The sequence below is a fragment of the Sphingomonas sp. F9_3S_D5_B_2 genome (assembly GCF_054263715.1).
In genome coordinates this window covers 33,524-50,650 of record NZ_JBSZFB010000002.1, presented here as the reverse complement: position 1 = coordinate 50,650, position 17,127 = coordinate 33,524, and the positions used below count along the sequence as shown (strand labels likewise).

Sequence of the window (17,127 nt, the reverse complement as noted above, 5' to 3'; positions counted from 1 at the left end):
AGCCACAGCGAAGGACCATCATGATTCCGACCGGCCAGGACAGCCTCAACACCCGTTCCACGCTCCAGGTCGGAGACAAGAGTTTCGCTTACTACTCGTTGCCCAAGGCCGCCGAAGCGCTCGGCGACATCACGCGACTGCCATTCTCCATGAAGGTTCTGCTGGAGAACCTCCTTCGCTTCGAAGACGGCGTGACCGTCACTCGCGACGACCTCCAGGCCATGGTCAACTGGCTAATGGAGCGGCGGATTGCCCGCGAAATCCAGTATCGCCCCGCCCGTGTGCTCATGCAGGACTTCACGGGCGTTCCGGCCGTGGTCGACCTCGCCGCGATGCGCGACGCGATGACCCAGCTCGGCGGCGACCCGCAGAAGATCAATCCGCTGGTCCCGGTGCACCTCATCATCGACCACAGCGTGATGGTCGACGAGTTCGGCAACCCGCAGGCATTCGGCCGCAACGTCGAGCTCGAATATGCGCGCAACGGCGAGCGCTACCAGTTCCTGAAGTGGGGAAGCGGCGCCTTCGACAACTTCAAGGTCGTGCCGCCTGGCACCGGCATCTGCCACCAGGTGAACCTTGAATATATCTCGCAGTGCGTGTGGACTGCCGAAGATGTGAACGGCGAGACGATCGCCTACCCGGACACGCTCGTCGGCACGGACAGCCACACGACCATGGTCAACGGCCTTGGCGTCCTTGGCTGGGGCGTCGGCGGCATCGAGGCGGAAGCGGCAATGCTTGGGCAGCCCGTCAGCATGCTGATCCCGGAAGTGGTCGGCTTCCGCCTGTCAGGGGAGCTTCGCGAGGGCATCACGGCAACGGACCTTGTGCTGACCGTCACGCAGATGCTTCGCCAGAAAGGCGTCGTGGGCCGCTTCGTTGAATTTTACGGCCCCGGCCTCGACACTCTGACGCTCGCCGACCGCGCGACGATCGGCAACATGGCGCCGGAATATGGCGCGACCTGCGGCTTCTTTCCAATCGATCAGCGCACCGTCGATTATCTCGAGCTCACCGGCCGCGACGCAGAGCGCATCGAGCTGGTCAAAGCCTACGCGCAGGCTCAGGGCCTGTGGCGGGACTCGTCCACACCCGAGCCGCTGTTCACGGACACGCTCGAACTCGACATGAGCTCGATCCAGCCGTCGCTCGCCGGCCCCAAGCGCCCGCAGGATCGGGTCCTGCTCAGCGACGTCGACGACCAGTTCAACCGTGAGCTTGAAGAGACCTACCACAAGGGCAACGAGCCGCGCGTCCCAGTCGATGGCGAACAGTTCGACTTCGGCAGCGGCGACGTTGCCATTGCAGCCATCACCAGCTGCACGAATACTTCAAACCCGTCGGTGCTGATCGCCGCCGGCCTCGTCGCGCGGAAGGCGCGCGAAAAGGGCCTGACCAGCAAGCCCTGGGTGAAGACCAGCCTCGCGCCCGGGAGCCAGGTCGTTACCGATTACCTAAACGAGAGCGGCCTGAGCGAAGACCTGAACGCGCTCGGGTTCGACCTTGTCGGCTACGGCTGCACCACCTGCATCGGCAACTCGGGCCCGCTGCCTGAGCCGATCAGCAAGGCGATCAACGAGAACGACATGGTCGCGGTCAGCGTGCTTTCCGGCAACCGCAACTTCGAAGGCCGCGTCTCGCCCGACTGCCGCGCGAACTATCTCGCATCGCCGCCGCTGGTCGTCGCCTTCGCGCTGAAGGGCACGGTCCGCACCGACATGGTCGCGGACCCGATCGGCACCGGCCGCAACGGGGAGCCGGTGTACCTGAAGGACATCTGGCCCTCGAACCAGGAAATCCGCAGCCTGATCGATGCGCACGTCCATTCGACGATGTTCCGGCGACGCTATGCCGACGTTTATCACGGCGACGAGCGCTGGCGGGCCATCGACGTGACCGGCGGAGCGACGTACAGCTGGCCGGCTGGTTCGACCTACATCCAGAACCCGCCTTACTTCACCGGCATGACGATGACGGCGACGCCGCCAGGCGATGTGGTGGATGCGCGAGCCCTGGCCCTGTTCGGGGACTCGATCACCACCGACCACATCTCACCGGCTGGCGCGATCAAGCCGGACAGCCCGGCCGGCCGCTACCTGCTCGAGAACGGCGTCACGCGGGCCGAGTTCAACAGCTATGGCGCTCGCCGTGGCAACCACGAAGTGATGATGCGCGGCACCTTCGCCAACATCCGCATCCGCAACCGCATGCTCGACAATGTCGAAGGCGGGTTCACGCGCTATTCGGGTCCCGGCTCGTGCGGCGGCGAGGTGATGGCGATCTATGATGCGGCGATGGCCTACAAGCACGACGGCACGCCGCTCGTCGTGCTCGCCGGCAAGGAATATGGCACCGGCAGCTCGCGGGACTGGGCCGCCAAGGGTACGGTCCTGCTCGGCGTGCGCGCCGTGATCGCGGAAAGCTTCGAGCGCATCCACCGTTCGAACCTCGTCGGAATGGGCGTCTTGCCGCTCCAGTTCCGCGAAGGCGAGAATGCCGCGAGCCTCGGTCTGGACGGAAGCGAGCACTTCACGATCACCGGGGTTGCCGAGATCCAACCGCGCCAGGACGTGGAAGTGCAGGTCACGCGGGGCGATGGGTCGCAACTGACCGTCACCGCCCGCTGCCGCATCGACACCTTCAACGAGCTCGAATATTTCCGCTCGGGCGGCATCTTGCACTACGTCCTTCGCAGGCTCGCCGCCTGACCGGCATCGAGCTCGCGATTGAGGTCGCCGGGTGGGTGGGAGCCGCACTGATCCTGCTCGCCTACCTCCTGCTGTCCGCAGGCAAGCTCACGGGCCAGTCACTGGCTTATCAGGGGATCAACGTCGTCGGAGCGGCTGGCTTCGTCATCAATGGCTGGTGGCACGGGGCAATCCCGTCCGCAGTGCTGAACGTGCTGTGGCTCCTGATCGGCGCTGCAGCCTCAGTCCGCATCCTCCGGCGCCGCGAGGGCAGCGCCTAGCCATTCGGGCACGATCGCACCCGCGAGGTCATCGACACGCCGGTGCTCGACTGCGAGCCCCAGTTCCGGATACTGCATGCGAGTTCGCAGCCCGGGAGCATGAGTCTCGACGACGACCAGCCGCCGGTTGACCTTCTGCCGCCAGTTCATCCGCGCGGTGTTTTCCTGCCCGACGAAACATCCCTTCGTGAAGCTGACCCCGTTGAGCTCGGTCGCGTTGCATTCGAGCCAGAGGATGTCGCCAAGCTCCGCGCGCCCTTCGCAGACCCCTAGCCGCAGCCGGTGCTCGATCCAGCCGGTTGCCGGTTCGTCCGCTCTGCCAAGCCAGCGGCTTCCGAGAGCAGCCAGTCGCGGGTCGGGGACGCCGTCGACGCCGCCACGGGACCAGTGGACGGCGAGGCCCGGCTCCGAGGCAATGCTGATTGCCCGGCGCAGGCGGTAGATGCTGAGCCGTTTGATCAGCTCGTCCGCGGCCGCCGCTTCACAGTCGAGCAACAGATCGTCACCCTCGTCCCAGACGATGAAGTCGAACAGGCACTTGCCCTGCGGCGTCAGGAGCCCTGCCCATACCGGCAAGGGTCCCGTCACGTCACTCGTGACCAGGCCCTGCAGAAATGCGCGTACGCCATCGCCGGACAGGCGGACGAGGGCGCGGTCGGTCAGGGTGGTTGCGGCCATGATCATCAGTTAGGGAGCCGCCGTGGCATTGCAAACGCTCACGATCCGCCGCCCCGACGACTGGCACGTCCACCTTCGTGATGGCGACATGCTTCCGCAGGTGGCGCCGTACACCGCAAGGCAGTTCGCACGGGCGATCGTGATGCCCAACCTGACGCCCCCGGTAACGACGGTGGAGCTCGCCCGCTCCTATCGCGATCGCATCGTCGAAGCGGCCGGTCCGCGATTCACGCCATTGATGACCTGTTACCTCACCGATCAGGCCGACCCTGACGAGATCGCGCGCGGGTTCGAGCAGGGCGTGTGGGTTGCGGCCAAGCTGTATCCCGCCAACGCGACCACCAACTCGGCGTTCGGCGTCACGGATATTTGCAACATCTACCCCGCCCTGGAACGGATGCAGCGCATCGGAATGGTCCTCTGCGTCCACGGCGAAGTCACCGACTCCGACGTGGATGTATTCGACCGCGAGGCAGTGTTCATCGACCGTGTCCTGACGCCGCTCACGCGCGACTTTCCCGAGCTCCGCATTGTTCTCGAGCATATCACGACGCGTCAAGCAGCGGAGTTCGTGCGGGATGCGGACCCCTCGCTTGCCGCAACGGTCACGCCCCAGCACCTGATCATCAACCGCAACGCGCTATTCGCCGGGGGGCTTCGGCCACACGCCTATTGCCTGCCAGTCGCCAAGCGGGAGGAGCATCGCCTCGCGGTCCGCGCCGCAGCGACGTCCGGATCGCCCAAGTTCTTCCTCGGCACTGACAGCGCGCCACATGCGCGGCACGCCAAAGAGTCGGGCTGCGGCTGCGCAGGCATTTTCAACGCGCCCTTCGCGCTCGAGACCTACGCTGCAGTGTTCGACGAGGAAGGCGCGCTCGACCGCTTCGAAGCATTCGCCAGCCTGAACGGCCCGGCCTTCTACCGTCTGCCTGTAAACACGGAGAACATCACGCTGGAGCGCTCAGACATCAGAGTGCCGGACGAAGTCCACGGGCTTGTACCGTTCAAGGCCGGCGAGACGCTCGGATGGCGCCTGCTGGATTGAATCAGCTGGGTCGGCTGCCGCTGCCAGTGCTGCCGATTACCGCGCCGAAATGATCGTCAAGGATCTCGTAGCAAGGGCAGGAACGTCGCCTCAGCCCCACGCGATCAAGGACGTGAACCGTTCCCCGGCCGGTCGCGATCAAGGCTTCGTCCGCCATCTCGGCGATCACGGCGTTGACCGTAGTACGCTGCACTCCGAGCAGCCCGGCGAATGCTTCCTGAGTCAACTCGATGCGGTCGCCGGCGCGGTCCTGTGCGTGGAGCAGCCAGCGCGCCGCTCGCTGCAGGATGGTGTGGAAAGCGTTGCAAGCAACGTTCTGCATCGTCTGCGCGAGCAGGTAATCCGAGAAGCGGCAGAAGATGTGACCGATGAAGCTGGAGCGATGCTTGGCGTCCTCCAGCGCCTCCAGCGGCACGCGAAGCGCGGGGCCTGGCACAAGGACCGTCGCGCGCGAGAATGCGGGAGCGTGACCACAGCTGACGATTCCGCCGACAGCGCCTTCGCGGCCGATCGACGCCACTTCGATCGAACGGCCGGGCAGGTCCACGACAAGAGCGATCATCGTCGGTCCAAACGGGAACAGGCTTGCCGCCACATGGTCGCCCCGACGCAGCACGACATCGCCGACTTCGAGCTGGATGATGGAGCCGGTGGGCTCGAGCAGTGCACGCGCTTCGTGATCGAAGGTCGTCAGCAGGCGGTTGCCTGTGAAGGCCTGGTCCAGAATGTCCAGTTCGTCGGTGATTACCTCTGACACTCTGGCAGGCCCTCGCAAGATCGACTCCGACCGCCGGTAACCATTACGCCCCGTCAGTCCGCCATAACAAGGATCATTACGGGCACTTACATCGTGATGGCATCGACCTTGTTCACGCGACCGAGCAGCAGGCAATCGGCGACGAGGCGCAGCGGCGCGATGTCGACTTCGCTGCGGCGCTCATCGATCAGGTCGACGAATTGTCGGTAGATGTCGGCGTACTCGCCCACGCCGGGGGTAGAAGCCGGCTCCCCGTCTAGGAACAGGTTTGCGCCGCCGTCGGTCAGCCGCACTTCATGCCCGTCGGTGGTCCGGGCCGTCATCGTCCACTCCTCGCCCTCCGTCCGGCGAAAGTCGAGGTTGGCGGTGAGTGGCCCGTCCGCTTGCGGGCTCGAAAACTGGATGTCGGCGGCAATCGCCGTTTGCCCGTTCGCGGGGACGCTGAGGCTGGCCTCGCGCACAAACAGCGGTCCGGGGAAGATGCGGGTCGCGATTGAAAATGCGTTGATGCCGGGATCGAAGACTCCGAAGCCACCGGGTTCCCAGATCCATTGCTGCCCGGGGTGCCACTTGTGGACGTCCTCGTGCCACAGGATCTCGAACGAGGCGATGCGCTTTCCTGCCAGCGCCTTGGCTGCACCCTCAACGGCCGGGTGATGGCGAGCGTGCCACGTCGTGTAGATGCTGACCTGCTGCGCCTCGGCGAGGCTGGCGAGATCGGCGATCTCGGCGAGCGTCGCCGCAGGCGGCTTTTCGAGCAGGCAGTGCAGGCCCTTGAGCACGCACTCGCGGGCGATCTCGTAACGTGGTCCGGGCGGAGTCGTGATCGCCACCGCTTCGAGGCCGTCGACATTTCGCAGCAGTTCGCGCCAGTCGGTGAATGCCGGCTGCGGCCCCTGTCCGCTGCGGCTGGAGCTTGCCGCGAGTTCAAAGCGCGGATTGCTGGAGATGGACGGCAGATGCTGATCGGCGGCGATCTTTCCGAAGCCGATGATGGCGATCCGGATCGGCTTCATGAGCGCTTCACTCCCGCAACATAGGCACGGCTTTTCTCAAGGGTCTCGGCGGGCGACTGGCCGGGCTTGTAGAGGCCGGATCCAAGCCCGAACCCGGCGGCACCAGCCGCGAGCCAGGGCTGCATGTTGTCGGGACTGATGCCACCGACTGGCAAAACCGGAACGTCTTTGGGGATCACGGCGAGTTGGCCTTTCAGAACGCCGGGAGTCGCGCCCTCTGCCGGAAACAGCTTCAGGCCATGGGCGCCGGCGCGGATGGCGGTGAACGCCTCCGATGGCGTGAAGTAGCCGGGGCAGGAGACGAGTCCCGCTTCGGCAGCAGCGGAGATCACGTCGGGATTGGTGTCGGGCGAGACGATGATGCGTCCCCCGGCATTCCTCACCTGCTCAACCTGTTCGCTGCGGAGGACCGTGCCCGCACCCACTAAGGTGCGCTCGCCGTACTGGGTGGCAATGCGTTCGATGCTCCGTAGCGGGTCCGGGGAGTTGAGCGGCACTTCGATGATCCGGATACCGGCCTCGTGAATCGCCGCGGCGATGTCGTCCGCCTCGTTTGGCGTAACGCCGCGGATGATCGCCACGAGGGGGCATTCGTCGAGGTAATGGTGCAGCAGTTCCTTCGCGTTCACGTCACATCACCTCGGCAATTCTGGAGATACCGGCGACGAAGCTCTGTTCGCCGTCCACTTGGATGGCCGTACGGCCTGCTTCCTCGATTGCCGCAGCGTAGAGCCTCGTCAGCTCCGGTCGGCCCATTACGACGACCTGAGCCGATACCGGATCCGAAAGGCCGATTCGCACGTCCGTCCCGATGAGCAGGCCGCTCGCATAGGAAGCGGGATCCTCCCACGGCGACTGCTTCAGAAGCATGCGGGCGCGGATCGAGAACAGCTCGGCGGGAAGGTCGTTGTTGGACCAGCCATGGCGCGCGCCGGCGCGGAACGCTTCGTTCGGCTCGACCTCACCACCAATCTGGTCGGCTAAGATGCTGTGCTGCTTGAGCAGGTTGAACAGTTCGCCCGTCATTACGGTCCGAAAAGAGGCGATTTGGCCACGCCGGACCGACGTCCACTTGTTGTGCGTGCCCGGGTGGCAGACGAGCGCATTCTGATCGACGGTCCCGGCCGCGATCGCGCCGAGAAGCTGCACCTCCTCGCCACGCATGACGTCGGCACGGCCATTGCCGGTGCAGCAGACGCCCGGCACGATAGCCTCGCGCTCGCCGGGCCAGGCGAGTCCCTTGGCGAGGTCCTCGACCCCGGCGGGGCAGGCCACATAGGGCGCCTCCTTCCACCCGCGGTTCGATCCGATCATCCCTGCAAGCAGTAGGGGCTTGTCGCCGAGCCGCTCGCGGATTTCTTCCACGGCAGCCGGGAAGCCGCCGCTCCCCACCGACAGGACGCCCTTCGAATCCTCGAACTCGGCGCCACAACGGCCGGAGCCGTCCACCACGTAGGCGCGCCGATTGGTCGTCCCCCAATCGACCGCGATGAAACCTTCCGACCAGCGCATGCTTTTTGCCATAGACGAAAACCTCGGCAAGGCGACTTCGCTCCCGAGGTTTTCCTTTTTCATGCGTGCCGGTAACGGTGCGCCGGGGCCATCAGGGCAATTGGCCCAGTAAGCGGACGAGCCGAGGAGATCGACAATCGCCAACTTCATGTTCGCGACGGGTATCGAGAACAGCTACCCGACGATCAACCACGGCAAGACGCGCGTCGACCAGATGGAGATCTGCGGTCACTACGAGCGCTGGCGCGAGGATTTCGACTGCATCCAGGAAGTCGGGATCAACTATCTTCGCTATGGTCCGCCCTTCCACAAGACCTACCTTGGCCCGAACCGGTACGACTGGTCGTTCACCGACCAGACCTTCGCGGAGCTGAAGCGCCGCGACATCACGCCAATCGTCGACCTCTGTCACTTCGGCGTTCCCGACTGGATCGGCAATTTCCAGAACCCCGACTTCCCGCAGCTGTTCGCCGAATATGCCGGCGCGTTCGCGGAGCGCTTCCCGTGGGTGCAGCTCTACACGCCGATCAACGAGATGTTCATTTGCGCGGTCTTCTCCGCGAAATACGGCTGGTGGAACGAGCAGACCAAGGACGACAAGTCATTCGTCACGGCGCTGAAGCACCTCGTCAAAGCCAATGTCATGGGGATGATCGAGATCCTCAAGCGACGTCACGACGCGATCTTCATCCAGAGCGAATCCACCGAATATTACCACGCCGACTCTCCGGGAGCGATCGGCCGCGCCGAAGTGCTCAACCAGATGCGCTTCCTCAGCCTCGACCTGAACTATGGGCGGCGGGTGGACAGCGGCATGTACCAGTACCTGCTCGACAACGGCATGACCCGCGACGAGTACGAATGGTTTCTGGCGCACCGGCTGAAGCAGCACTGCATCTTCGGGAACGACTATTATCAGTTGAACGAGCACCGGGTGTTTGCGGACGGGCACACCGTCGCTGCCGGCGAGACGTTCGGCTACACCGAGATCACGCGTCAGTACTACAACCGCTACCGGCTGCCGGTGATGCACACGGAGACCAACCTGTGGGAGGGCCCCCACGGCGACGAGGCGGTGAAGTGGCTGTGGAAGGAATGGGCGAACGTCCTGCGCCTCCGGAACGTCGGCATCCCGACCGTGGGATTCACCTGGTATTCGCTGACCGACCAGGTCGATTGGGACACTGCGCTGCGGGAGCAGAACGGCAACGTGAACCCGCTCGGGCTGTTCGATCTGGACCGCAAGATCCGCAACGTCGGCAAGGCGTACAAGCAGCTCATCGCCGACTGGCGCGACGTGCTTCCGGCGCAGAGCGTGTGCCTGGTCGTTCCGATCAAGAAGATCGGTGAAATCTCTCCCGAGGACGAGTTCGTCGAGAGCCAGGCGAACGAAAGCCGCGATTCAGGGCAGTGAGGAGGCATCGGTGACCGCGCTCAAGATCGGCAGGATCGAGACCTTCTACGCGCCGCCGCGCTGGCTGTTCGTCCGCGTCGAGACGGAAGACGGTGCGTTCGGCTGGGGCGAGGCGAGCCTGGAGGGCTGGGCCGAGTCCGTCGACGGAGCATTTGCGGCGTTCCGCGACCGGTTCATCGGCGCGGACCCGTTCAACATCGAAGCGATCTGGCAGATCGGGTACCGGGGCGGCTTCTACCGTGGCGGTCCGGTGCTGATGTCGGCGCTGGCGGGCCTTGAGCAAGCGCTGTGGGATCTCAAGGGCCGGGTGCTCGGCTTGCCTGCGTGGCAGATGCTTGGCGGCAAGGTGCGCGACAAGGTGCGCTCCTACGCCTGGATCGGCGGCGACCGGCCGCACGAGATCGCGGACGCCGCCGAGGTCCGCAAGCGACAAGGCTTCAACGCGGTAAAGATGAACGCGACGGCAGAGCTTGACTGGATCGGCACGCCGAAGCTGTTCGACGACGTCGTCAAGCGCGTCGAAGCGGCGCAGGCGCTCGGCATGGACGTCGGCCTCGACTTCCACGGACGCGTCCACCGACCCATGGCGAAGCAGTTGGCCAAGGCGCTCGAGCCGCTCGGGCTGCTGTTCATCGAGGAGCCGCTGCTGTCGGAGAATCACGAGGGTCTGGCGCAGATCGCGGCAATGACTGCGACTCCGATTGCACTCGGCGAGCGACTGTTCAGCCGGTGGGATTTCAAGCCGTTCTTCGAGGCGGGAGCGGTCGACATCATCCAGCCGGACCTTAGCCATGCCGGCGGCATCCTCGAAGTCCGCAAGATCGCCGCGATGGCCGAAGCCTATGACGTCGCCGTTGCGCCGCACTGCCCGCTGGGACCGCTTGCGCTCGGCGCCTGCCTGCAGATCGCGGCGTGCACACCGAACCATGCGATCCAGGAAATCAGCCTTGGCATCCATTACAATACCGGCGGACACGACCTGTTGAACTTCTGCGTCAACAAGGAAGCGCTCACTCCCGTCGACGGCTACCTCCCCGTGCCGGAAGGTCCCGGCCTCGGGGTCGAGATCGACGAAGCCGCCGTTCGCGAGGCCGACAAGGATCGCCACGCCTGGCGCAATCCGCTGTTCCACACCCGCGACGGCAGCTTCGCGGAGTGGTAGGCGGCTTCAGCCTAGTGGCACTTGAAGCGGTCGAACGGCTCCAGACAGGATTTGCAGCGCCACTGGGCCTTGCACGGTGTGGCGCCGAAGCGGCTGACTTCCACCGTGTCCGTCGAACCGCATTGCGGGCATTCCGCAGTTGCTGATGGTGACGGCGGCGCGATGCCGTAGGCTTTCAGCCGCTCCATTCCACGGTCAGTGATCCAGTCGGTCGTCCAGGGCGGGAAGATCACGCGCTCGATCGCGACCTCCGCGAAGCCGGCGTTGTCGAGCGCTTCCCGAATCGACGCCTCGATCGCGACGGTGGCGGGGCAGCCGGTGTAGGTCGGCGTGACTTGAACGCGTGGCGGATCGGACGCGATGCCGCGGATGATGCCGAGGTCCGTGATCGAGAGCACCGGGATTTCGGGGTCGGGGACCTGATCGAGCACCGCGAGGATCGCCGCTTCGTCGATGGTGGCAACGCTGCTCACGAGTGGAAGATTACACCCGTTCGACGGCCAGAGCGATTCCCTGGCCGACACCGATGCACATGGTGGCGAGCGCGAGCTTGCCGCCGGTGCGCTGCAGTTCCTCGGTCGCCGTCAGCGCCAGGCGCGCGCCGGACATCCCGAGCGGGTGGCCGAGGGCGATCGCGCCGCCGTTCGGGTTCACCTGCGCCGCGTCATCTGGAAGACCGAGCTGGCGCAGGACGGCGAGGCCCTGCGCGGCGAAAGCTTCGTTGAGTTCGATGACGTCGAGGTCGCCGATTTTCACGCCGAGCCGTTTCATGAGCTTTTCGGAGGCGGGCGCCGGGCCGATGCCCATGATGCGCGGCGGCACTCCAGCGACGGCAGCGCCGAGCACGCGCGCCCGGGGCGTGAGGCCGTTGCGCTTGGCCGCGTCTTCCGAGGCGATGATGATCGCGGCCGCGCCGTCGTTCACGCCGGACGCATTGCCGGCGGTGACGGTGCCGTCCTTGCGGACGATCGGTTTCAAGGCGGCGAGCTTCTCAAGGCTGGTGAGGCGCGGATGCTCGTCCGTGTCGACGACGACCGGACCGCCTTTACGCTGCGGGATGGAGACCGGCACGATCTCAGCTGCGAGCCGTCCGTTCGCCTGCGCTGCCGCAGTCTTCTGTTGGCTCCGCATCGCGAACGCGTCCTGGTCGTCGCGGCTGATTTGAAAGTCTTGCGCCACGTTTTCGGCCGTGCTCGGCATCGTGTCGTCGCCGTAGGCGTCCTTCATCTTCGGATTGACGAAGCGCCAGCCGATGGTGGTGTCGTAAATTTCGGCTGAGCGGCTGAACGGCTGTTCCGCCTTTGGCATGACGAACGGCGCGCGGCTCATGCTTTCCGAGCCGCCGGCGATGATCAGGTCGGACTCGCCGCCGCGGATTGCCCGCGCCGCCATCGCCACCGCATCGAGTCCCGAGCCGCACAGGCGGTTGAGCGTGACTCCGCCAGAGCTGTCAGGAAGCCCGGCGAGCAGGCCAGCCATACGCGCCAGATTGCGATTGTCCTCGCCGGCCTGGTTGGCGCAGCCCAGGATTACGTCGTCGAGATCGGCCCAGTCCACGCCCGGGTTGCGGTCGATCAAGGCCCGGATCGGGATCGCGGCGAGATCGTCGGCCCGCACGTGCGCGAGCGCGCCGCCATAGCGGCCGATCGGCGTCCGGACATAGTCGCAGATGAAGGCTTCGGTCAGAGCACGCCCCGCCGCACCTGGTCGAGCTCGATGCTCTCGAACAGCGCCTTGAAATTGCCCTCGCCGAAGCCCTCGTTGCCCTTGCGCTGGATGATCTCGAAGAAGATCGGGCCAATGACATTCTGGGTGAAGATCTGCAGCAACAGGCCCTGGCCCTCGGTGGGCGCGCCGTCCATCAGGATGCGGCGCTTCTCCAGTTCGGGGATGCTCTCCTCATGGCCTTTGATGCGCTCGGGAAGCATTTCGTAATAGGTGTCGGGCGTGTCCTGGAAGGGAATGCCGCGGCCGCGCAGGACATCGACGGCACTGTAGATGTCCGTCGTGCCAAGGGCGATGTGCTGGATGCCCTCGCCCTTGTACTCGCGCAGGAACTCCTCGATCTGGCTCTTGTCGTCCTGGCTCTCGTTGAGCGGAATCCGGATCTGGCCGCAGGGTGAAGTCATCGCCTTGGAGAACAGGCCGGTCTGCTTGCCCTCGATGTCAAAGTAGCGAATCTCGCGGAAATTGAAGAGCCGCTCGTAGAAATCGGCCCAGACCGACATGCGCCCACGCTGCACGTTGTGCGTCAGGTGGTCGATGTAGGTGAGCTTGCTGTCGGCATCGCCCATCCGCTGCTTCCAGTCGGGATGGAAGTCGAAATCGACCTCGTAGATCGAGCCGCCGTCACCATAGCGATCGACGAAGAACAGGCGCGAACCGCCGATGCCTTCGATCGCCGGAATGTCGAGCTCGCCGTCGCCGGTCTTCACTTCGACGTTCGTCGCCCCGAGGCTGAGCGCGCGTTGATGGGCGGCCTTCGCGTCCTTGACCCGGAACGCCATCGCGCAGGCGCTCGGCCCGTGATCCTTGGCATATTGCTCGGCGTAGCTGCCGGGCTCGGCATTGATCACGAAGTTGCAGTCGCCCTGCTTGTGCAGCGTGACGTTCTTGCTCTTGTGTCGGGCGACTTCGGGGAAGCCCATCCTGGTGAACAGCGAGCGCAGCAGCTCGATGTCCGGCGCGGTATATTCGACGAACTCGAACCCGTCGGTGCCCATGGGATTTTCGAGCCCGAGCGGGCCCTTCTCCGCGACTGCAGTAGCCATGTCCCTCTCCTCTTCGCGGCTCACCTGCGCTTCGCAACTCCGCATTTCAAGGCCGGCGAATGTTCCCAATGTTCCCACTGACACGCTGGTACCCACGCTGAGCGGTGCGGCGGAGCGAGCAAAGGCGACTGCTGGTCATCGAGCAGCGCTTAAGCGACAAGTCCGGCTGTAGGACAGAGGGGAGCTGATGATGGAAGTGCCTGATGGATGGCAGATGGACGGCGCAGGCAAGGCGCTGACGCGGACGTTCAAGTTCAAGGACTTCAGCGAGGCGTTCGCTTTCCTCACCCGCGTCGCGCTCCACGCGGAGGAGGTCGATCACCATCCGGAGTTCACCAGCGTGTGGAACCGCATCGACTTCCGCCTGACCAGCCATGACGCGGGCGGCGTGACCGAGCGCGACCGCAAGCTGGCGGGCGCGATCAACGCGCTAGTGGGCGATAATGCCTAGTGTCTGCTTTGGGTGGGGAGCGGCCGCGCTCACTCATTCCGCAGCGCGGCTTCGATCAGTGATTTTATGGTCCATCGCCTAGCCTCCCGCGCCTGCTTCGGAGTAAGGCCAAGGACATCCTTGAAGACCAGCATGGCCTCTGTGCCGATCACCAGGCACAGGGCTTCCGTCACTCGCTTGTACGCTTCCGGAGCGAAGTGCGATCGCGCTGGCGCTAACGCTGCTTCGATGAGCGGCAATCGACGGTTCTGCCGTGCGGGGACATCGCCCGATTGAAGCGGAAGTTTGCTCGCGCTGGCGATCATCATCCGCAATGCAGTCTCGTTGGCGGTGACCATGCGCTCAACGGCGTCGTCGATCAGCAGGAGCCGTTCGACAGGATCGTCAGAGGCGGTGGACAGGCATTCGGGGTCGGGAAAAGCCACGTGCAGTGACGCTTCCGCGAGCAGATCCTCTACGTTGGGAAAATACCTGTACGCGGTGGCCCGCGACACCTGAGCCGTTCCGGCAATCTCATCCAAGGTTACACTTTTACCCCCGGCCGACACACTCAATGCGGCTTCGAGGAGATCGCGGCGCGTCCGGCTGCGCTGGTTCCCGCGTCCTCCTTCAAGCGGCACGTCAGGAGAGCTGCTGCTGAATGGAAGCGATGTCGAGCCACACGTTTTCGCGTTTGATGTCGCCCCGATCGGTGAACTCAAGCACGTGCAGCAGGCGGAACTCCAATGGCCTGCCGCCCCCGTCGAAACCGAACGGCCGGCCCTTCGCTACTCCGGTCCAAAGGGAATCGTCGACCATGAAGTTGTCGCCATACAGCCGGCGGAGAGTTCTGAACTTCCCGTCGGCCAGATCGGGGAACGTCGCCTCGTAAAATGCGCGCGCCTGCTCGCGTCCACGACTTGGGCCAGCGGGCCAGCCCACTACGTCGTGCTCGACATCCTGATCAAGCGTCGTGACCACACCTTCGATGTCATCGCGCGCCTCATAACCGAAGTGCTCGTCGAGTTTCTGATCCATCTGTTCACGAGTGAGTGCCATCTGCCACCTCCTGTTCGAGGCGTCCAGTTAGTGAGACGGTTGTCTCATGTCAATACTGATGTCGCACAGGTGCGCGTTCACGCTTCTGTGTGGATCTTCTTGCGTCCGAAACCGACCTATGCAGCCAATGTCCGCTTTGGGTGGAAAGCAGACGTTCGACGGTCGCGACGTGGCAATCAGCCGAGAGGCTTCCCTGCCGCCCTACGCTGCCATCGTGCCCCTCATTGCGCGAAGACTGTCAGGGTGACCTCGACGTTGCCTTTGATCGCATTGGAGTAAGGACAAACAGCGTGGGCGGCCTTGACGATTGCTTCGGCCTTGTCCTGATCGATCCCTGCGATCTCCACGTCGAGCGCGACCGCGAGTTTGAAGCCGCCTTCGCCATTTGGCAGTAGGCTCACGTGGCAGGCAACCTCGATGTCATCGTCGCCTACTTTGTCAGCCTGCGCCCGCGTGACGTGGATCACGGCATTTTCGAAGCAGGCGGCATAGCCCGCAGCAAAGAGTTGCTCGGGATTGGTCGCACCGCCTTTGCCGCCAAGTTCCTTCGGCAAGGCGAGAGGTAGAGCGAGGATGCCGTCCTCGCTCTTAATGGTGCCACTGCGGCCGCCATAGGCGTTCACTCTGGTGGTGTAGAGGTGGCTCACAGCCGATCCTTTCTCTGATGAGCAATCCATCTTGCCCAACTCTGGTTGCTCGTTGCGAGGCATCTAAGCAGTGACGTCGATGACCACCTTGCCAACCATCTGGCCGCTTGCGAGGCGGCGATACGCGCCTTCGTAATCCGCAAACGGGAACACTTGGTCGATCACCGGCTTCATCTTGTGTGCCTGCATGGCGGCTAAGAGGCCTCGAAGTGCAGACGCGGACCAATCGCCGTTCCGCCCACTGTGATGGTGCGCGAAAGAATGTCGATGGGCGGCAGCCCGCCCCCGAAACCGCTGGCAAAGCCAACCAGCGAGACTTCGCCGCCGATCTTGGTCGAGGCTGCGGATTGGACGATAGTCTTCTCACCGGCGATCTCGACCACCTTATCGACCCCAAGCCCATCGGTAAGCGCGAGTATCTCCCGATCCCAATTCGGCTGAGTGCTGTAGTTGACCACGGCATCTGCGCCGAGTTGCTTCAGCTTCTCGGCCTTCTCGTCAGAAGACGTGATTGCCAGAACACGTCCGCCGACCATCTTTGCGATCTGCAGCGCGAACAGGGACACGCCGCCCGTTCCCTGAACGAGGACGGTTTGACCGGGGTAGAGAGGAGATGAACGATTAAGCGCAGTCCAAGCCGTCACAGCCGCGCAGGCGAGCGACGATGCGTCTACATAGCTCAGGTAGTCGGGCAGGTGGACGATGGCGTGCTCAGGGACGAGTATGTGCTCGGCCAGCCACCCATCAACGGTGAAGCCGATACTGTTAGACTGATACTCGTCTAGATAAGGTCCGCCGATCCAGTTGTGGTTGCAGCTTGCCGCCACCCGATCACCAATCTTCGTCCGCGTAACATCCTCGCCGACTGCGACAACTTCCCCGGCTCCATCGGACAGCGGCACGACTTCGAGCGTCCGACCACCATATGCCTGATCCAGCACAGCTTGGTCGCGGAAGTTCAGGGAGGCGGCATGGACCCGAACAAGAACGTCACGACGACCGAGCGTCTGTAGCGGCTCGTCACGTAATTTCAGCGTGGGTTTGTCGGCGAGGTTCAGCCTTACAGCTTTCATCTTATGATCCTTTTGGGAAATGGTGCCCGCACGCAGCGGACCCGAGGGGTTAAAGGCTCTGGCGCGGCGCAGCGCGTGCGAAACCATCGAGCGTGTTTTTGAGAGAGGCGTTGTCCTCGTTTGATCGACCGCAGGCAGTGTCGATCTGACGAGTGACCGACCAGATTGGGTGGCGCAGTGCCTCCCCGGCTGCCGTAAGCTCGATCAACACGCGCCGCTCATCCGAGGCATCGCGAGTGCGGGTAATGCGTCCCGCAGCTTCCAATCGCTTCAGCAACGGTGTGATTGTGCCAGCGTCGATGCCGAGCTTAGCCCCCAAATCGCCAACCGTTCTGGGGGTGCCAGAGAACAGTTCAAGCAAGACAAGATATTGAGGGAATGTCAGTCCCAGTGGATCAAGGAACGGCTTGTGGAGGCGCACCATCCTATTGGCAGCGCCATACAGTGCGAACGAAAGCTGATGATCGAGGGCGACCCTCTCGGGCAGGTCAGTTTCTTGATCGGAGACATCTTGCATGGTGCACCATATAATGGCTGGCCAACGTCCTTCAACCCATCGAGTTTCCGAGCTTCGCGTCTGCCGCTAATGTCT

19 protein-coding genes and 1 pseudogene are annotated in these 17,127 nt (G+C 64.0%); 6 read left to right on the top strand and 14 right to left on the bottom strand.

Translation table 11 applies throughout. The features are described from left to right. Window positions 1-20: 20 nt before the first annotated feature. The gene (acnA, locus tag ACUXST_RS06030; RefSeq protein WP_458389068.1) at window positions 21-2,711 is read left to right on the top strand and encodes an aconitate hydratase AcnA; all 2,691 of its coding nucleotides are present in this window, start codon (window positions 21-23) and stop codon (window positions 2,709-2,711) included. Window positions 2,712-2,746: 35 nt separating this feature from the next. Beyond that, on the top strand, window positions 2,747-2,971 hold the full coding sequence (locus ACUXST_RS06025; RefSeq protein WP_458389067.1) for a CBU_0592 family membrane protein: 225 nt from the start codon (window positions 2,747-2,749) through the stop codon (window positions 2,969-2,971). Here ACUXST_RS06025 and ygfZ read toward each other — a convergent pair. Then, entirely contained in the window at window positions 2,933-3,649 is a 717-nt protein-coding gene (ygfZ, locus tag ACUXST_RS06020) for a CAF17-like 4Fe-4S cluster assembly/insertion protein YgfZ (RefSeq protein ID WP_458389066.1), read from the bottom strand. The genes ACUXST_RS06025 and ygfZ overlap by 39 nt on opposite strands. 22 nt (window positions 3,650-3,671) lie before the next feature. On the opposite strand from ygfZ, the gene pyrC reads away from it, so the two are divergent. Further along, entirely contained in the window at window positions 3,672-4,694 is a 1,023-nt protein-coding gene (pyrC, locus tag ACUXST_RS06015; RefSeq protein ID WP_458389065.1) for a dihydroorotase, read from the top strand. A 1-nt stretch (window position 4,695) separates the two neighbouring features. Here pyrC and ACUXST_RS06010 read toward each other — a convergent pair whose 3' ends face one another. The 4 genes from ACUXST_RS06010 to ACUXST_RS05995 form a co-directional block, all read right to left on the bottom strand. Further along, a complete protein-coding gene (locus ACUXST_RS06010; protein WP_458389064.1) occupies window positions 4,696-5,451 on the bottom strand; it encodes a Crp/Fnr family transcriptional regulator in 756 nt (251 codons plus the stop codon). An 86-nt stretch (window positions 5,452-5,537) separates the two neighbouring features. Next, the gene (locus ACUXST_RS06005) at window positions 5,538-6,467 is read right to left on the bottom strand and encodes a Gfo/Idh/MocA family protein (RefSeq protein WP_458389063.1); all 930 of its coding nucleotides are present in this window, start codon (window positions 6,465-6,467) and stop codon (window positions 5,538-5,540) included. Then, window positions 6,464-7,096: a 2-dehydro-3-deoxy-6-phosphogalactonate aldolase gene (locus tag ACUXST_RS06000; protein WP_458389062.1), complete on the bottom strand. Its 633-nt coding sequence runs from the start codon at window positions 7,094-7,096 to the stop codon at window positions 6,464-6,466. Before ACUXST_RS06000 ends, ACUXST_RS06005 begins: the two co-directional genes overlap by 4 nt. Window position 7,097: 1 nt before the next feature. Then, entirely contained in the window at window positions 7,098-7,979 is an 882-nt protein-coding gene (locus ACUXST_RS05995) for a 2-dehydro-3-deoxygalactonokinase (RefSeq protein ID WP_458389061.1), read from the bottom strand. Between the two features lie 148 nt (window positions 7,980-8,127). Here ACUXST_RS05995 and ACUXST_RS05990 point away from each other — a divergent pair, with 148 nt between their 5' ends. Together ACUXST_RS05990 and dgoD are read left to right on the top strand one after the other, a co-directional pair. After that, window positions 8,128-9,393, top strand: coding sequence for a family 1 glycosylhydrolase (locus tag ACUXST_RS05990; protein ID WP_458389060.1), 1,266 nt, complete (start codon window positions 8,128-8,130; stop codon window positions 9,391-9,393). Between the two features lie 10 nt (window positions 9,394-9,403). Further along, complete coding sequence (dgoD, locus tag ACUXST_RS05985; RefSeq protein WP_458389059.1) at window positions 9,404-10,555, top strand: galactonate dehydratase; 1,152 nt, start codon at window positions 9,404-9,406, stop codon at window positions 10,553-10,555. A gap of 11 nt (window positions 10,556-10,566) precedes the next feature. Here the strand turns inward: dgoD and paaD are convergent, their stop codons facing one another. From paaD to hppD, 3 genes are read right to left on the bottom strand one after another with little or no spacing between them, the layout of a single operon-like run. Next, the gene (gene paaD / locus ACUXST_RS05980; protein ID WP_458389058.1) at window positions 10,567-11,028 is read right to left on the bottom strand and encodes a 1,2-phenylacetyl-CoA epoxidase subunit PaaD; all 462 of its coding nucleotides are present in this window, start codon (window positions 11,026-11,028) and stop codon (window positions 10,567-10,569) included. A 10-nt stretch (window positions 11,029-11,038) separates the two neighbouring features. Next, window positions 11,039-12,241, bottom strand: coding sequence for a 3-oxoadipyl-CoA thiolase (gene pcaF, locus ACUXST_RS05975; RefSeq protein ID WP_458389547.1), 1,203 nt, complete (start codon window positions 12,239-12,241; stop codon window positions 11,039-11,041). Then, on the bottom strand, window positions 12,238-13,326 hold the full coding sequence (gene hppD / locus ACUXST_RS05970; RefSeq protein WP_458389057.1) for a 4-hydroxyphenylpyruvate dioxygenase: 1,089 nt from the start codon (window positions 13,324-13,326) through the stop codon (window positions 12,238-12,240). Before hppD ends, pcaF begins: the two co-directional genes overlap by 4 nt. A 190-nt stretch (window positions 13,327-13,516) precedes the next feature. On the opposite strand from hppD, the gene ACUXST_RS05965 reads away from it, so the two are divergent. Continuing rightward, the gene (locus ACUXST_RS05965) at window positions 13,517-13,777 is read left to right on the top strand and encodes a 4a-hydroxytetrahydrobiopterin dehydratase (RefSeq protein ID WP_458389056.1); all 261 of its coding nucleotides are present in this window, start codon (window positions 13,517-13,519) and stop codon (window positions 13,775-13,777) included. Between the two features lie 29 nt (window positions 13,778-13,806). Here the strand turns inward: ACUXST_RS05965 and ACUXST_RS05960 are convergent, their stop codons facing one another. The 6 genes and pseudogenes from ACUXST_RS05960 to ACUXST_RS05935 all read right to left on the bottom strand — a co-directional run bounded on the left by ACUXST_RS05960 (window position 13,807) and on the right by ACUXST_RS05935 (window position 17,052). Beyond that, window positions 13,807-14,331, bottom strand: coding sequence for a TetR/AcrR family transcriptional regulator (locus ACUXST_RS05960; RefSeq protein ID WP_458389055.1), 525 nt, complete (start codon window positions 14,329-14,331; stop codon window positions 13,807-13,809). Window positions 14,332-14,398: 67 nt separating this feature from the next. After that, window positions 14,399-14,815 (bottom strand): ester cyclase, encoded by a 417-nt coding sequence (locus ACUXST_RS05955; protein ID WP_458389054.1) that lies wholly within the window; start codon window positions 14,813-14,815, stop codon window positions 14,399-14,401. A gap of 221 nt (window positions 14,816-15,036) precedes the next feature. Continuing rightward, on the bottom strand, window positions 15,037-15,462 hold the full coding sequence (locus tag ACUXST_RS05950; RefSeq protein ID WP_458389053.1) for an organic hydroperoxide resistance protein: 426 nt from the start codon (window positions 15,460-15,462) through the stop codon (window positions 15,037-15,039). 63 nt (window positions 15,463-15,525) lie between these two features. Beyond that, complete coding sequence (locus ACUXST_RS05945; protein ID WP_458389546.1) at window positions 15,526-15,810, bottom strand: zinc-binding dehydrogenase; 285 nt, start codon at window positions 15,808-15,810, stop codon at window positions 15,526-15,528. After that, a pseudogene (locus tag ACUXST_RS05940) lies at window positions 15,693-16,535 on the bottom strand (zinc-dependent alcohol dehydrogenase family protein); the annotation flags it as partial. The gene ACUXST_RS05945 and the pseudogene ACUXST_RS05940, both read right to left, overlap by 118 nt. Window positions 16,536-16,584: 49 nt before the next feature. Then, window positions 16,585-17,052, bottom strand: coding sequence for a MarR family winged helix-turn-helix transcriptional regulator (locus ACUXST_RS05935; RefSeq protein ID WP_458389052.1), 468 nt, complete (start codon window positions 17,050-17,052; stop codon window positions 16,585-16,587). Window positions 17,053-17,127: the final 75 nt, after the last annotated feature.

Coding starts and splice junctions, on each gene's coding strand:
- acnA (WP_458389068.1), top strand. CDS start 21: ATGATTCCGACCGGCCAGGACAGCCTCAACACCCGTTCCACGCTCCAG.
- ygfZ (WP_458389066.1), bottom strand. CDS start 3,649: ATGGCCGCAACCACCCTGACCGACCGCGCCCTCGTCCGCCTGTCCGGC.
- ACUXST_RS06005 (WP_458389063.1), bottom strand. CDS start 6,467: ATGAAGCCGATCCGGATCGCCATCATCGGCTTCGGAAAGATCGCCGCC.
- ACUXST_RS05995 (WP_458389061.1), bottom strand. CDS start 7,979: ATGCGCTGGTCGGAAGGTTTCATCGCGGTCGATTGGGGGACGACCAAT.
- ACUXST_RS05990 (WP_458389060.1), top strand. CDS start 8,128: ATGTTCGCGACGGGTATCGAGAACAGCTACCCGACGATCAACCACGGC.
- hppD (WP_458389057.1), bottom strand. CDS start 13,326: ATGGCTACTGCAGTCGCGGAGAAGGGCCCGCTCGGGCTCGAAAATCCC.
- ACUXST_RS05965 (WP_458389056.1), top strand. CDS start 13,517: ATGGAAGTGCCTGATGGATGGCAGATGGACGGCGCAGGCAAGGCGCTG.
- ACUXST_RS05955 (WP_458389054.1), bottom strand. CDS start 14,815: ATGGCACTCACTCGTGAACAGATGGATCAGAAACTCGACGAGCACTTC.
- ACUXST_RS05935 (WP_458389052.1), bottom strand. CDS start 17,052: ATGCAAGATGTCTCCGATCAAGAAACTGACCTGCCCGAGAGGGTCGCC.